Annotated in this window: 14 protein-coding genes; 10 read left to right on the top strand and 4 right to left on the bottom strand. The window is 71.8% G+C overall.

Annotated features, from left to right (window positions below; genetic code table 11):
- The first annotated feature begins 77 nt into the window (after positions 1 to 77).
- From ACIP79_RS14850 to ACIP79_RS14815, 8 genes are all read left to right on the top strand, one after another.
- Positions 78 to 2,087: a hypothetical protein gene (locus ACIP79_RS14850; protein ID WP_401223148.1), complete on the top strand. Its 2,010-nt coding sequence runs from the start codon at positions 78 to 80 to the stop codon at positions 2,085 to 2,087.
- 129 nt (positions 2,088 to 2,216) lie between these two features.
- Positions 2,217 to 3,920, top strand: a complete 1,704-nt coding sequence (gene pelF / locus ACIP79_RS14845) for a GT4 family glycosyltransferase PelF (RefSeq protein WP_401223147.1) — start codon at positions 2,217 to 2,219, stop codon at positions 3,918 to 3,920.
- A gap of 227 nt (positions 3,921 to 4,147) precedes the next feature.
- Positions 4,148 to 5,446, top strand: coding sequence for a hypothetical protein (locus ACIP79_RS14840; RefSeq protein WP_401223145.1), 1,299 nt, complete (start codon positions 4,148 to 4,150; stop codon positions 5,444 to 5,446).
- Positions 5,447 to 5,495: 49 nt separating this feature from the next.
- The gene (locus ACIP79_RS14835) at positions 5,496 to 6,521 is read left to right on the top strand and encodes an SDR family NAD(P)-dependent oxidoreductase (RefSeq protein WP_401223143.1); all 1,026 of its coding nucleotides are present in this window, start codon (positions 5,496 to 5,498) and stop codon (positions 6,519 to 6,521) included.
- A 100-nt stretch (positions 6,522 to 6,621) separates the two neighbouring features.
- A complete protein-coding gene (locus ACIP79_RS14830) occupies positions 6,622 to 7,335 on the top strand; it encodes an NDP-sugar synthase (protein ID WP_401223142.1) in 714 nt (237 codons plus the stop codon).
- A gap of 9 nt (positions 7,336 to 7,344) precedes the next feature.
- The gene (locus ACIP79_RS14825; protein WP_401223140.1) at positions 7,345 to 8,259 is read left to right on the top strand and encodes an NAD-dependent epimerase/dehydratase family protein; all 915 of its coding nucleotides are present in this window, start codon (positions 7,345 to 7,347) and stop codon (positions 8,257 to 8,259) included.
- On the top strand, positions 8,256 to 8,948 hold the full coding sequence (locus ACIP79_RS14820) for a spherulation-specific family 4 protein (protein WP_401223138.1): 693 nt from the start codon (positions 8,256 to 8,258) through the stop codon (positions 8,946 to 8,948). Before ACIP79_RS14825 ends, ACIP79_RS14820 begins: the two co-directional genes overlap by 4 nt.
- Positions 8,945 to 9,742, top strand: coding sequence for an endo alpha-1,4 polygalactosaminidase (locus ACIP79_RS14815; RefSeq protein ID WP_401223136.1), 798 nt, complete (start codon positions 8,945 to 8,947; stop codon positions 9,740 to 9,742). Before ACIP79_RS14820 ends, ACIP79_RS14815 begins: the two co-directional genes overlap by 4 nt.
- 54 nt (positions 9,743 to 9,796) lie before the next feature.
- Here the strand turns inward: ACIP79_RS14815 and ACIP79_RS14810 are convergent, their stop codons facing one another.
- Both ACIP79_RS14810 and ACIP79_RS14805 read right to left on the bottom strand, forming a co-directional pair.
- Positions 9,797 to 10,186 (bottom strand): MazG-like family protein, encoded by a 390-nt coding sequence (locus ACIP79_RS14810; protein ID WP_401223134.1) that lies wholly within the window; start codon positions 10,184 to 10,186, stop codon positions 9,797 to 9,799.
- A gap of 57 nt (positions 10,187 to 10,243) precedes the next feature.
- Entirely contained in the window at positions 10,244 to 10,789 is a 546-nt protein-coding gene (locus ACIP79_RS14805) for a DoxX family protein (RefSeq protein WP_401223132.1), read from the bottom strand.
- Between the two features lie 186 nt (positions 10,790 to 10,975).
- Between ACIP79_RS14805 and ACIP79_RS14800 the strand changes: the two genes are divergently transcribed.
- On the top strand, positions 10,976 to 11,302 hold the full coding sequence (locus tag ACIP79_RS14800) for a nuclear transport factor 2 family protein (protein ID WP_401223130.1): 327 nt from the start codon (positions 10,976 to 10,978) through the stop codon (positions 11,300 to 11,302).
- 67 nt (positions 11,303 to 11,369) lie between these two features.
- A complete protein-coding gene (locus tag ACIP79_RS14795; protein ID WP_401223128.1) occupies positions 11,370 to 12,371 on the top strand; it encodes an aldo/keto reductase in 1,002 nt (333 codons plus the stop codon).
- Between the two features lie 46 nt (positions 12,372 to 12,417).
- Here ACIP79_RS14795 and ACIP79_RS14790 read toward each other — a convergent pair whose 3' ends face one another.
- Positions 12,418 to 13,143, bottom strand: a complete 726-nt coding sequence (locus ACIP79_RS14790) for an ABC transporter ATP-binding protein (protein ID WP_401223126.1) — start codon at positions 13,141 to 13,143, stop codon at positions 12,418 to 12,420.
- Positions 13,144 to 13,265: 122 nt separating this feature from the next.
- The gene (locus ACIP79_RS14785) at positions 13,266 to 14,729 is read right to left on the bottom strand and encodes an ABC transporter permease (protein ID WP_401223125.1); all 1,464 of its coding nucleotides are present in this window, start codon (positions 14,727 to 14,729) and stop codon (positions 13,266 to 13,268) included.
- Between the last annotated feature and the right edge of the window lie 137 nt (positions 14,730 to 14,866).

Below are 14,866 nucleotides of genomic sequence, written 5' to 3'. Positions count from 1 at the left end.
GCACGAAGGTTTTTCGCTGTCCTGGTTCGGTTTTTGTCATGCGGCGATTCATGCCGTAGCCCATGGGGGGGCACATCATGAAGGGTTTCTCGCGAAGAGCCGCGGTCTGCGCGGCGTCGCTGATGCTCACGTTCCTGGCGCCGGTCGCCGGGGCGAGAGCCGACGAGTTGGAACCGAGGGTCGACCTCAGGGTGCTGATCGTCGACGACGGGGGAGCGGCCACGGAGGCCATCGCGGCCGAACTCGACGGAGCGGGGACGCCGTACACCGAGGTCGACCTGAACGACACCGGCAGACCGCAGATCGACGCGGCCTTCCTGAGTGACACCGTCGACGGGCGGCCGAGGGCGAAGTTCCAGGCGGTGGTGCTGCCCGACGACAACCCGTTCGGGGCGGGTTCGGCGGAGATGGCCGCGCTGGCGGCGTACGAGCAGACGTACCAGATCCCGCAGGTCGACGCCTACACGTACGCGCAGCCGGCCGTCGGGCTCAACTGGGCGCAGAATCCCGGGTACATCGGGTCCCTGGACGGTACGACCGCGCAGGTGACCGCGGCCGGGCTGGCGGGGCCCTTCGGATATCTCGAAGGCGCGGTGCCGTTCGAGGACAACGCCGATGACGTGTCGGAGAGTTACGGGTTCCTGTCGGTGCCGCTGGCCCAGCAGGCGGCGGGGGCGGAGTTCACGACCTACGTCGAGGCGCCCATTCCCGGTACGGCGGTGGACGGTTCGCTCATCGGGGAGTACGCGCACGACGGCCGCCGGGAACTGGTGGTGACGTTCGTCTACAACTCGGCCCAGCAGCAGTACCGGCTGCTCGCCCGCGGCATCGTGGAGTGGATGACCCAGGGCGTCCATCTCGGCGCCGACCGCAACTACTTCTCGGTGCACGTGGACGACGTCTTCGGCGCCGACGACCGGTGGGACACCGAGCTGAACTGCACGCCCGGTGACGTGGACTGCCCCGAGGGGGAGGGCGTCTCGGACCCGATCCGGATGACGGTCGCGGACGCGCAGTACGCCAAGCAGTGGTCGCAACAGCACGGCCTGACCTTCGACTTCATGTTCAACGGCGGCGGCAGCGAAACGTACAAGGAAGACAACGGCGGGGCCGACCCGCTGACCGACCAGCTCATCGCGGACAAGGACGCCTTCCGCTGGGTGAACCACACCTACGACCACCCGTTCCTGGGCTGCGTCCAGAACGTGACCGTCGTCCCGTGGGTCTGCTCCACCGACTTCTTCGGCAACGTGCGGTGGATCAGCCGCGCGGAGATCACCGCGTCGATCGCGGACAACCAGGTGTGGGGCGCGGCCAAGGGCCTCGACCTCGACAACGGGGAGCTCGTCACCGGCGAGCACTCGGGCATGCGGGTGCTCCCGCAGCAGCCCGCCGACAACCCGAACCTCGCGCCCGCCCTCGCCGCGACCGGCGTCACCGTGCTCGGCAGCGACAACTCCCGTGACCCGCAGCAGCGTCAGGTCGGCGCCGCGCTGACGGTGCCCCGCTTCCCGATGAACGTCTTCTACAACGCGGGCAAGGAAGCCGAGCAGGTCGACGAGTACAACTGGATCTACACCAGCGCGGCCGACGGCGGCAGCGGCATCTGCGACAACTCCACCACGACCACATGCCTGGACGAGCCGCTGGACACCGAGACCGGCTACGCCTCGTACCTCGTACCGACCGAGAGCCGGATCGCGCTCGGCCACGCGCTGTCGAACAACCCGCGCCCGCACTACATCCACCAGTCGAACCTGGCCGAGGAGCGGATCGCGTACCCGGTGCTGGAGAAGGTCCTCGGCGACTACGCCGACCTCTTCGCCGCCAACACCCCGCTGGTCAACCAGGGGTTGAGGGAAACCGGGGACGAACTGAAGCGGCGGGCCGTCTGGGACGCGGCCGTCGACGGCGGTCAGGTCACCGCCTACCGGATCGGCGACACCGTCACCATCAGCGCGCCCAGCGGGGTTCAGGCCCCGGCGACCCTGCCGGCCACCGCGGACGGCTTCGGCGGCCCGTACGCCGGAGCGAGGTCCGGATGGGTCGGCAGCGGCTCCCTGGAGACCGTGCCGACGGCCCAGTAGCCGCCCGCCTCTGCGACACCGGCCGTACGGCCCGACCGCGTATCGACCGCGGTCCGGCCGTCCGGCCCGACCGCGCCACTGACCACGGCCGCGGCCCGAACTGATCGTTCCTTGGGGGGAATGAGACGCATGTCCACGCGAGAGATCCTGCACGCCGTGCCGCCTTCGGGTACGGACGACGGAGCGGTGGTGACACTGCTCACTGAAGGAACGTATCCGCACCAGCACGGCGGGGTGAGCGTCTGGTGCGACCAGCTGGTACGGGGGATGCCGGACGTCCGCTTCCGGGTGGTCGCGATCACCGGGACGGGACAGGAGCCGTTCGCCTGGGAACTGCCGCCGAACGTCGGTGAGTTGGTCACCGCCCCGCTCTGGGGGCCCGTACCGGACGGACGCGCGCCCCGGGGACGGCGGCTGCGCCGCTTCCTCGGCATCTACGAGCGTTTCCTGCTCTCGCTCCTGGAGCCCGGCTCGCCCACCGCCGGGACGGACTTCGCCGACGGCCTCTACGCCCTCGGCGCGCGGGCCCGCAAGGGCGAACTCTCCGCGGCCATGCGCACCGAGGAGGCGCTGCGCACCCTGACCGCGGTGTGGAACCGGCCGCACATAGCCGTGGCCGCGGCCCGGCCGACCCTGCACGACGCGCTGACCGCCACCGAACTCCTCGAACACGCGCTGCGCCCGCTGGCGGTCCTGCCGCCCGAGGGCGGAGTCGCGCACGCGGTCAGCGGGGGACTGGCGGCACTTCCCGGACTGACGGCCCATCACCTGCACGGGACACCGCTGCTGCTCACCGAGCACGGCGTCTACCTCCGGGAGCGCTATCTCGGCTACCGCAGCGGCGGTTACCGCTGGCCGGTGAAGTCGCTGCTGCTCGGCTTCTTCCGGCTGCTGGCCCAGGAGACCTACGCGAAGGCCGCGCTCGTCACCCCCGGCAACCGCTACAACCGGCGCTGGGAGGAACACGGCGGCACGGCACCCGACCGCATCCGCACCGTATACAACGGCGTCGACCCCGGCGCCTTCCCGCCCGCCGGTCCCGAACCCGAAGTGCCCACCCTCACCTGGGCGGGACGGGTCGACCCGATCAAGGACCTGGAGACGCTGATCCGCGCCTTCGCCCTGGTACGCGAGGAGTTGCCGCAGGCGCGGCTGCGGATGTTCGGCGGCACGCCGCGCGGCGGAGAGGCCTACCGGGAGCGCTGCCAGGCCCTCGCCGAGGAGTTGGGGACCGGCGACGCGGTGGTCTTCGAGGGCCGGGTCGAGGACATCCGCGACGCGTACGCGGCCGGCAACGTGGTGATGCTGTCCAGCATCAGCGAGGGCTTCCCCTTCACCCTCATCGAGGCCATGTCGTGCGGGCGGGCCACCGTCTCCACCGACGTGGGCGGGGTGCGCGAGGCGGTCGGCGACACCGGGCTCGTCGTCCCGCCGCGTGAGCCGCGGGAGATGGCGCGGGCGGCCCTTGAACTGCTGCGCGACCCCGGTCGGCGCGCCCTGATGGGCGAGGCCGCACGGCTGCGGGTGATCGAGCAGTTCACCCTCCGCCAGACCATCGACACCTTCCGCGGGATCTACGGCGAACTCGCCTCGGGATCCGACACCGCACGCGAGCGCCACACCGCGGGAACCACCGCCGAGCACGAGCGGAGCGTCGCCGGTCACGGCGTCCCACGCGAGCTGAGCGCCGCGGGCCAGGGCGTCCCGCGCGACCTGAGTGCCGCGGGCTACGCCGGCCTGCGTGACCGGAGCGTCGTCGGTCACGCCGTCCCCGGCGAGCGGTACGAGGAGGCCCGGGTGGGCGGCGTACGGCAGGCGGGTGAGGCCGGGTGAGCGGGCCGCTGCGGCTGCTGCCGGGGGACGGCGGGACCGATCAGGACCGGGCCGGCCCGCGGCGGTTCCCGGCGGGCTGGCCGGGCAACACCACCACGGGCGAGCAGGGCTATCGGAGAAGCCAAGGCGGACGGAGAAGCCAAGGCGGCCGGGGTGGCCAAGGCGGACGTGCCGGGCGGGGACGAAAGGCGGTCCACGCAGGGGCTGTTGACGGTGACGGTCTGCCGGTGCTGGGGCCGCGTCCGTTGCGCCGGCGTCGGCCCTCCTGGGCCGAGGACCCCTTCGACGAGCTCGCCGAACGGCTGGCGGACGTGTGCGGCGCGGCCGTCCACCCCGACGAGATCGCCGCCGTACTGGAATCGGACGGCCTGACCCAGGAACAGATCACCGGCCGCTACGGACGGCGGGATCTCTTCGAGGTCGCCCAGGAACTGTACGAGCGGGTGCCGCGCCGCTTCCCCGACCCGGAACCGGCGCCCGACCCCTGGCGGACCAGCCCCTGGCGGTGCGTGCTGCGCGGCGCGGTCTTCGGACTCCCCGGGCTGGCCTACCTGTTGGGTGCCGGGCTGCTCGCCGACGGCACGGGCGCCATCGCCGGGCTCGCCGCCTCGGCGCTGGCCGCCTGGGCATGGAACCAGGGCCTGGCCCACCGTTCCTACGTACGGCTCGCGACGGGCGGACGGCGTGCCGCCGCGCGCACCCTGCGTGCCGGCGCACCGGTCGGGGCGCTGGTCGCGGTGGCGGCGGCGCTGCTGCTGTCCGGACTGGGCACCATGACCGCGTTCGCCGCCGGGCAGGCGGTCTATCTCGCCGCCGGAACCGTCCTGTTGGTGCTCGGCCGTGAACGGGACCTGCTGCTCGCGCTCACCCCGACCGTCGCCGGAGCCGCCTCCCTGCTGCTGTGGGATCCAGGCCAACTGGCCGTCATCGGACTGCTGTTGGCCACCGTCGCGGGCGCGGTACTGCTGGCGGCCCGCGAGATCGTACGGTCGCTGCGAACGCCGGGCACGGCCGCCGCCGGCAACGGCACGCCGGTCACCGCCTCCGTGCCCTACGGGCTGTTCGGCCTGGCGGCGGGATCGCTGACGCTGATGGCCGCCTCGGCCGACGGGCCCGCCGTCGTCGTGCTCACCCTGAGCATGGGCGTGGCCGAGTGGCTGCTCTACCGCTACCGCAGTCTGGGCCTCGCCGCGCTCCGGCACAGCACCACACCAAGGGGCTTCCAACTCCGGGCAGGGCGGGCGCTGTTGCTGTGCCTCGCCGGTTACCTGGCGCTGCTGGCCGCACCCGCGCTCATCCGCGGCGTGTCGCCTGGGCCGCTGCTGGCACTGGGAGCCGTCCTGTGGACCGCCCTGCTGCTCCAGGCCTTCGGCACGGCCTGGCCGCCCGCCGTCGTGTGTCTGGCCGCCGCCGCGGGCGCCGCCCTCGGCCCGGCCGCGGTCCGTCCGGTCGTCTGCGGCTGCGCCGCCGTCGCCCTGGTGCTCATCTCGTACGCCCTGCTGGGCCGGGCCACCGCCCACCGCTGACCACGCACCCGTCCACCGCACCACCCCTGACAACAGAGGAGACAGACCCGTGACCGAATCCGGACCTGTGACCGGCCCCGTGGCCGGACCCGTAGCCGTCACCGGAGCGGAGGGGTTCATCGGTTCGCACCTGGTGGAGGCGCTTGTCGCCCGTGGGCACCGGGTTCGTGCGATGGCCCAGTACAACTCCTTCTCCTCCTACGGCTGGCTGGAGACCCTGCCGCGGGACGTGATGGGCAGCGTCGAGGTGGTGCTCGGCGATGTTCGCGATCCCGGTTCGGTCGACCGGCTGCTGGCCGGTGCGGAGGCCGTCTACCACCTGGCGGCGCTGATCGCGATCCCGTATTCCTACCAGGCCCCGCACAGTTACGTGGACACCAATGTCACCGGCACCCTCAACGTCCTGGAGACGGTCCGCAGGCTCGACATCCCGAGGCTGGTGCACACGTCCACGAGTGAGACGTACGGCACGGCCCGGACGGTGCCGATCACCGAGGACCATCCCATCAACACCCAGTCCCCGTACGCCGCTTCGAAGGCGGGCGGTGACCGGCTGGCCGACAGCTACCACGCCAGTTTCGGCACCCAGGTGGTCACGCTGCGGCCGTTCAACACCTTCGGGCCGCGCCAGTCCATGCGGGCGGTCATCCCGACCGTCATCGGGCAGGTCGCGGCGGGGGAGCGCACCATCACCCTCGGCGACCTGCGGCCCACCCGCGACTTCACCTTCGCCAAGGACACCGCGCGGGCGTTCCTGGCGGTGGGCACCGCGCCCGCGGAGGCGGTCGTCGGCCGTACCTTCAACGCCGGTACCGGCGGCGAGATCTCGGTCGGTGACCTGGTCACGCTGATCGGCAAGCTGATGGCCGCCGACCTGGAGGTCCGCGAGGACGCGCAGCGCATCCGGCCCGCCGGATCGGAGGTGATGCGGCTGGTCTGCGACGCGTCGCGGCTGCGCGCCGCCACCGGCTGGGCGCCCGCCCACAGCCTCGAAGAGGGACTTGAGGCGACCATCGACTTCTTCCGCGACCCGGCGAACCTCGCCCGCTACAAGACGAACGTCTACAACATCTGACCGCTCCACGGCTCCCCGGCCGCCGGGGAGCCGCCTGCACCAAGGACCCGGCGACACCGAATCTGGCGACACCTGACGACAGTCGGAAGGAAACCCCACGATGCACGCAGTCATCCTGGCCGGTGGCAAAGGCGTACGGTTGCGGCCCTACACGACCGCCCTGCCCAAGCCGCTCGTCCCCATCGGCGACCAGCACGCGATCCTGGAGATCGTGATGCGGCAGCTCGCCGGCGCCGGCTTCACGACCTGCACCATCGCCATCGGGCACCTCGGGCACATCATCCGGGCCTACGTCGGCAACGGCTCCCAGTGGGGCCTGCGCGTCGGCTACGCCACCGAGGACAGCCCGCTGGGCACCATGGGCCCGCTGCTGACCATGCTGGACCGGCTCCCCGAGCACTTCCTCGTCATGAACGGCGACATCCTCACCGACCTCGACTTCGGCGCCGTACTGCGCAGTCACGAGGTGTCCGACTCGCCGCTGACCATCGCCACCTACGCGCGTAAGGTCTCCATCGACTTCGGCGTGCTCACCACCGAGGGCGGCAAGGTCGTCGGCTTCGCCGAGAAGCCGAGCATGGACTACCGGGTCTCCATGGGCGTCTACGGACTCTCCCGCTCCACCCTGAACGGCTACACCCCGGGCCTGCCGCTCGGCTTCGACGAACTCGTCCTGGACCTGCTCAGAGCCCAAACCCCGCCCGCCGCCTACGACTTCGACGGATACTGGCTGGACATCGGCCGCCCGGACGACTACGACCGGGCCAACGCGGAGTTCACCACCCGCCGCCCCGCCCTCCTCAAGGGAGCGTGACCCGGCATCATGCGCATCCTCGTCCTGGGCTCCACCGGATTCCTGGGCGGCCACGTCGCCGGGCAGCTGCGCACCCTCACGGGTGTGCGGGTGCTCGGCGGCGGCCGCTCGGTGGACCCCGGCCTGCCCGTGAACCTTCCCGTGGACCTCGCCGCCATCTCCGTCGCCGGGCTCACCCGCTCCCTGCGGGCCCTCGCCCCCGACGCCGTCGTCAACTGCGCGGGCGCCGTCTCCGGCGACCCCGTACGCATGGCCGAGACCAACGCCCGCGGACCCGCCGTACTCTGCGAGGCCCTGCGGGAGGCCGCCCCCGCCGCGCGTCTCGTCCACTTCGGATCGGCCGCCGAGTACGGTCCGACGCCCGCCGGAGAGACGCTCACCGAGAGCTCGCCCGCCAGCCCGCAGGGCAGCTACGGCGCGACCAAGCTGGCCGGTTCGTACGCGGTGACGGAAGCCGGCCGGACCGGCCTGGACACCGTCGTGCTGCGGGTGTTCAACCCCGTAGGACCCGGCGCGCCCGCCGCCGGCCTCGCCGGGCGGCTCGCCGACGAACTCAGGCGCGCGCTGCCCGACAGCACCGTCCGCGTCGGCGACCTCTCGGCCTACCGCGACTTCGTCGACGTACGGGACGTGGCGCGGGCCGCCGTGCTCGCGGCGACCACCCCCGGAACCCTGCCGCCCGTCCTCAACATCGGCAGCGGCACGGCCACGCAAGCCCGGGAACTCGCGCGGGAGTTGGCGCGCGCCGCCGGATTCGACGGCCCGATCGAGGAGGGCGGCGCGGGATCGCAGCGGTCCTCGGCCGTGTCCTGGCAGCGGGCGGACATCACCGCCGCTGCGGACGCCCTCGGCTGGCGGCCCGAACTCACCCTGGCCGACTCGCTGGCCGCCCTGTGGGCCGAACACACCCGGGTCCCGGCGTGAGCGACCCGGCGACGGACGGCGGCGGCCGGCTGCTCGTCCCGCTCTACGTCCACCCCGCCGTGGACCCGGCCGCCTGGCGCGCCCTCATCCGCGCCGGACCACAGCTCTACGGCGTCGTCCTCAACGTCGCCGACGGGCCCGGCACCACTCCCGACCCGGTCTTCGCAGCGGCCGTCGCGCAACTGCGCGAGGCGGACGTGCGGGTCCTCGGGTACGTGGACACGGCCTACGGCGAGCGGTCGGTCCGCTCGCTCGTCTCCGACCTACGCCGCTACCGCCGCTGGTACGACACCGACGGTGCCTTCCTGGACCGGGCGGCCTCCGGCGCCGGGGAAGTGCGCCACTACCGCAGGCTGGCGCGGGCGGCCCGGCTCTGCGGCGCCGGGACCGTCGTCCTCAACCCGGGCGTCCATCCGGCCCCGGGCTACGCCGAGTTCGCCGACCTGCTGGTCACCTTCGAGGGCACCTGGAAGACGTACCGGCACACCGACTTCACCGTGCCGGCCTGGACCGGCGCCCATCCGCCCGACCGGTTCTGCCATCTGGTGTACGGCGTCCCGGACGAGCTCTGCGGCCTCGCGGCGCGCACCGCCCGGATGCGCGGGGCCGCCGTGCACTGCGCGGTGCCCGGCAGCGGCGCGAACCCGTGGAACGGCCTGCCGCCGACCGTGGAGAGGGAAGCTTCGTGAGGCACGCCGTACGGCCCGGAGCGGCGACGGCCCTCGTCCTCACGCTGGTCGCCGTGCTGCTTGCGGGGTGCTCCGCCGACTCCCCGCCGAAACAGGGGCGTTGGCAGCCGCGTCCGGGCACGGCCTGGCAGTGGCAGCTCAGCGGCCGGATCGACACCTCCGTGGAGGTCCCGGTGTACGACATCGACGGCTTCGAGAACAGCGCGGCGGTCGTCGAGCGCCTGCACGCCGACGGACGTAAGGTCATCTGCTACATCAACGCCGGTGCCTGGGAGGACTTTCGCCCCGACCACGAGGACTTCCCGGCCGTCCTGCTCGGCAGGGGCAACGGCTGGGAGGGCGAGCGGTGGCTCGACATCCGCGAACTCGACGTGCTGCGGCCCCTCATGGCCGAGCGGATGGACATGTGCCGCGACAAGGGTTTCGATGCCGTCGAGCCCGACCTCCTGGACGGCTACACCAACGAGACCGGCTTTCCCCTCACGGCGGCCCACCAGTTGGCGTACAACCGCATGATCGCGGACCTGGCGCACGAGCGGGGCCTGGCCGTCGGGCTGAAGAACGACCTGGAGCAGATCCCGCAGCTGGTCGGCGACTTCGACTTCGCGGTCAACGAACAGTGCGCGGAGTTCGGTGAGTGCGCCTCGCTGACCCCGTTCGTCGACGCCCGCAAGGCGGTCTTCCACGCGGAGTACGACGTGTCCATGGGGAGGTTCTGCCCGACCGCCGAGCGGCTGGGACTCGACTCGATGCTGAAGCGGCTCTCGCTGGACGCGTGGCGCCGGGCCTGCTGAGCCCGGACACGGATCCGCGGGGGTGGCCGCCGGACTCCGGCGGCCACCCCTGCCTCAGGTCGTCCGTGTCGAGGCGAACGAGCGTTCCGTGATGGCGGCCAGATGGGCGGTGAAGGTCTCGCGGGCGTCCGGGGTCAGGGTGCGCAGGGCGACCAGGGCCGTGATGACGACGTCGCAGAGTTCGGACCGTACGTCGTCCCAGGTGTGGCTGGTGCCCTTGCGGGGGTTCTGCCCGGTCACGCCGATCACCGCCTGGGCAACCTCACCGACCTCCTCGGAAAGCTTCAGCATGCGGGTGAGCAGCAACTCCCGTCCTGTCAGCTCCTGGTGGGAGTCCAGCCAGACATAGAGACGGTCGATCGAGTCCCACACGAGGTCGTCGGCGCCTTCAGGGTCTGCAACGACTTCGGCATCTTCGGTCTCTTCAGCAGCACGGTCAGCCATGCGGTCAGCCTCCCATCCCGGAGGGCGCCGTCGGACCCCTGTTCGCCGTTCGGGTCCCTACTCGTCGAACAGCGTTTCCTGCCGGCCCTCCGCGGCCTTGCGCACCCGCTGGTTCCGCATGCCCACGACCACCGCGGTGACCGCGGCCGTCACCCCGAGCGCCGTCGGCACCATCCAGCCGCGGTTCACGGCATGTCCCAGCGCGTGGTCGAGGGAGAACCGGCCGGGGCCCGTCACGGCGAGGCCCGCCGCCGTCAGGCCCAGGCTCGCGGCGTACTCGTAGCCGCCGCCCTGCGCGAAGAACCCGTTCGGCGCGTGCACCGCCGCGGCGCCCGCCATCGCCCCAGCCGCCGCGGCCCCGGCCGCGGGCGTCGCCAGGCCCAGCGCCAGCAGTGTGCCGCCGCCCGCCTCCGCGAGGCCCGCCGCGGTCGCACTCACTTTGCCCGGCGTGTATCCCATGGCCTCCATGGCGGCTCCGGTGCCCTCGATCCCGCCCCCGCCGAACCAGCCGAGGAGCTTCTGCGTACCGTGCGCGGCCAGTACGCCGCCGGTGCCCAGGCGGAGCAGCAGCAGTCCAAGATCACGTCGGTCGAAACAGCTCACGATGACTCCCGGGACAGGCAGGAAGGACAGCACGGATGGATTGCGTGGAGGGATTGCTCGGACGGATTGCGTGGAGGGGGTGGAGCGGGCGGACGGATTTCCACCGTCGCACCGATCACGACCGTTCGACGTACTCGCGCCGCCGTTCGGGTGGCGGGCCTCCGGGAGCGGTGTGAGTCTGCTGGCATGACGATTCAGGTAGCCAAACTGAGCGACCCGGCCGTCCGGGCGTTCGTCACCGCAGTGAACGCGCACGACCGCGACGCCTTCCAGGCCGTTCTCGCGCCGGGCGCCACCATGTCCGACGACGGGTCCGACCGCGACCTCGCCGACTGGACCGACCGCGAGATCTTCTCCTCCCGCGGCCACATGGACGTCGACAACGAGTCCAAGGGCGGCCGCGCCCTCATCGCCCGCTACAGCAACGACACCTGGGGCGAGATGAAGACGCGGTGGAGCTTCACCGTCGACGAGGGCGGCAGGATCTCCCGCTTCGAGACAGGGCAGGCATAACCGCCAACAGGCTCTCCATGTACGGGGCTTGCCTTGGCGTGCGCTCCAACTCGTAGCGTTCACCGGCATGGAGAACACCGGGAACACCAACGGGAGAAGGACCCTGGGCCGCAGCGGCATCGAGGTGAGCGCGCTCGGCTTCGGCTGCTGGGCCATCGGCGGGGAGTGGGCGACGCCTGACGGCCAGCCGCTCGGCTGGGGCGCCGTCGACGACGAGGAGTCCGTACGGGCCGTGCGCCGCGCCCTCGACCTGGGCGTCACGTTCTTCGACACCGCCGACGCGTACGGCACCGGGCACAGTGAGCGGATCCTCGCGCGCGCTCTCGGCAAGCGCCGCCCCGACGTGGTCGTCGCCACCAAGTGGGGCAACGTCATCGACGAGGAGCGCCGGCTCGCGCTCGGCAGCGACGACTCCCCGGCGTACGCCCGTCGCGCGCTGACCGCGTCGCTACGGCGCCTGGACACCGACTACGTCGACCTGTACCAACTGCACATCTCCGACGCCGACCCGGAGCGCGCCGCCGAACTCCGGGACGCCTGCGAGGAGTTCGTGCGCGAAGGGCTCATCCGTGCCTACGCCTGGAGCACCGACGATCCCGGGCGGGCGGCCGTCTTCGCGGCGGGCGAGCACTGTGCCGCCGTACAGCACCGACTGAACGTCCTCCAGGACGCACCTGAACTGCTCGCGCTCTGCGAGGAGTCGGACCTCGCGAGCGTCAACCGCAGTCCCCTCGCCATGGGGCTGCTGACCGGGAAGCACGCACCGGGGCGCACCCTGGGGACGGGGGACATCCGCAGCGCGCCGCCCGCCTGGCTGCCCGGCTTCGACGAGGGCGGCGCGGACCCGGACTGGATCGCCAGGGTCGACGCACTCCGGTCGATCCTCACCAGCGATGGCCGCACACTCGCGCAGGGCGCCCTCGCCTGGCTCTGGGCGCGCAGCCCCCGTACCGTCCCCATCCCCGGTTTCCGCTCGGTCGCCCAGGCCGAGGAGAACGCCGGCGCTATCGCGCAAGGGCCGCTCACCGCCGGGCAGTTGACCGAGGTCGACCGCGTTCTCGGACGATGAGCGGCCCCGGGGACCGCCGCAGGGCCTACTGGACGAACTGCAGGGCCTACTGGACGAACTGCTGAGAGGCCGTGGCCGGCGCCTGCCGCTGCGCGCCGCCCTGCTCCTTCAGCGAGATCTGGCCCTTCCTGATGGTCGCGAGGCGCGGCGCGCGGCGGGCGATGGACGAGTCGTGGGTGACCATGATGAAGGTCAGCCCGTACTCGTGCCACAGCCCGTCCAGCAGCCCCATGATGTCGTCGCGGGTGCCCTCGTCGAGGTTGCCGGTCGGCTCGTCGGCGAGCAGCACCTTCGGCTTCTTGACCAGGGCGCGCGCGATGGCGACACGCTGCTGCTGGCCGCCGGACAGCTCGGAGGGCGCGTGCGTCAGACGGTCGCCGAGACCGACGGAGGCCAGTGCCTCCGCGGCCCGCTCCCGCCGCTCCCTCGGCTTCACGCCGAGCGGTACGAGCGCCGTCTCCACGTTCTCCTGTGCGGTCAGCGTCGGGATGAGGTTGAACGACTGGAAGATGATGCCGATCTTCTCGGCGCGCAGCCGGGTCAGTTTGGCCTCGCTGATGGACGCGAGGTCCACGCCGTCCAGTTCGACGCTGCCGGAGGAGGGGCGGTCGAGGCCGCCGATCATCTGCAGCAGCGTCGACTTGCCGCCGCCGGTGGGGCCCTGGATGACGAGCTGGTCGCCGTCCTCGATGGTGAGGTCGATGCCGCGCAGCGCCTCCACCGTGTCCTTGCCCCGCGTGTAGCGCTTGGTGACGCCGGTGAGCTTGTACATGAGTTCTCCGAAGATGAAGCAGGCAGGTGAGGAAGGAAAGGGGCGGGGCGCCGCGACCCGGGGGAACGGACGCGGCGCCCCGGCTCAGGGGCCGGCCCGAAGGCCGGTTGTCCGAGGGCCAGTTACTGGACGCTGCGCAGCGCGTCCGCCGGACGCATCCGGGAGGCGCGCCAGCCGCCCATCGCACCGGCGATCAGACCGCCCGCGATGGCCAGGCCCGCCGCGAGCGCGATCGTGGTCAGCGAGACCGGCGCGGAGAGCGCGATGTCCATGGTGGAGGCCGTCGCCTGCTGGCCGGGGCCACCGCCGCCGCCCATCCGGCCGCCGCCGCCACCGCCCGCGCCGCCCGTGGAGCCGAGCTCCGCGGTCAGGGTCGGGCTGATCGCCGTCACCGCGTACGCCGCGCCGAGACCGATGGCGATGCCGAGCGCGCCGCCGATCAGACCGTTGACGATCGACTCGCCGACGACCTGCCGGGTGACCTTGCGCGAGGGCCAGCCGAGCGCCTTGAGGGTGCCGAACTCCCGTACCCGGCGCGAGACCGCGGAGGACGTGAGCAGCGCCGCCACCAGGAAGGCGGCGATCAGCACCGCGACGGACAGCCACTTGCCCACGCTGGTCGCGAGGTTGGAGGCCGTGGAGAGCGAACCCGAGACGGTGTCGGCGAGGTCGGCGGAGGTGGTGACCGTCGTACCCGAGATGTTCTTCTGGATGGTCGCCTTGACCGTGTCGATCTGCTTCGAGTCGGTGGCCGTGACGTAGATCGTGGTGACCTCGTCGGCCGAGTCCGCCAGCGTCTGCGCCTGCTTCAGCGGCAGGTAGACGTCGGTGGTCGACTCGCTGCTGTCCGGCGTCGCGATGCCGATGATGTCGTACTTGGTGTCCGAGATCGTGATCGTCTTGGCGGTGGTGAGCTCGTTCTCCTTGGCGTACGACGCGCTGACCACCGCGACCTTGGAGTTCGTCTGCGCGGTCGTGAAGGTCTTGCCGGTGGTGATCTTCGACGTGGCGAGCGGACCGAGGTCCTGGTCGCTGACGTCGACGCCCGCGACCGAGTACGAGTTCACGTCGAAGTTGGCGCCGCCGCCCTGCACCCGCGGCTGGCCGGTGGCCTGGCCGCCGCCGGGGCCGCCCTGCTGCGAACCGGAGCCGGAGGCGGAGGACTCGGCCGTGCCCTGGGTGAAGGAGCCGTCGACCTTGGTGACGTTCAGGCTCAGGGCGCCGACCGCGTTGGCCACGCCCGCCTGCTTGGCGACGGTGCTGACGAGCGAGGCCTTGAGGGCCTGGCCGCCGGACGTCATCACGCGGTCCGAACTCTGCGTCTCGTCGCTGTCGGAGCCCGCGTCGAACTCGAAGTTGGGTCTGCCCGAGGCGTTGTCGGTGGGCGCGGCCTGCGCCTTGGTGACCGTCATGTCGGTGCCGAGCCCGTACAACGACGTCAGGACCTTGTCCTGGGCCTGCTGCATGCCGGCCGACACCGAGTTGACGGTGATGACCAGCGCGATACCGAGCGCCAGACCCAGGGCGATGACCAGGGCCGCCTTCTTGCGCCGGCTCAGCTCACGCTTGAGATAGATGCCAAACATCCCGTTCCTCAAAGGTTCTTGGCGCCCGCTGTGGGCGCGGCCACAAGCTATGGACGTAGCTTTGAGGGGGGCTGAGTAAGGGATGTGTAGGAGCTGAGAAATCGGGACCCGTCATAAATGTTCCATCAGACAGCTGA

Origin of the sequence: Streptomyces sp. NPDC088747 (assembly GCF_044751025.1) — a bacterium.
Classification (GTDB): domain Bacteria; phylum Actinomycetota; class Actinomycetes; order Streptomycetales; family Streptomycetaceae; genus Streptomyces.
This window is presented reverse-complemented; position numbering and strand designations above follow the sequence as displayed.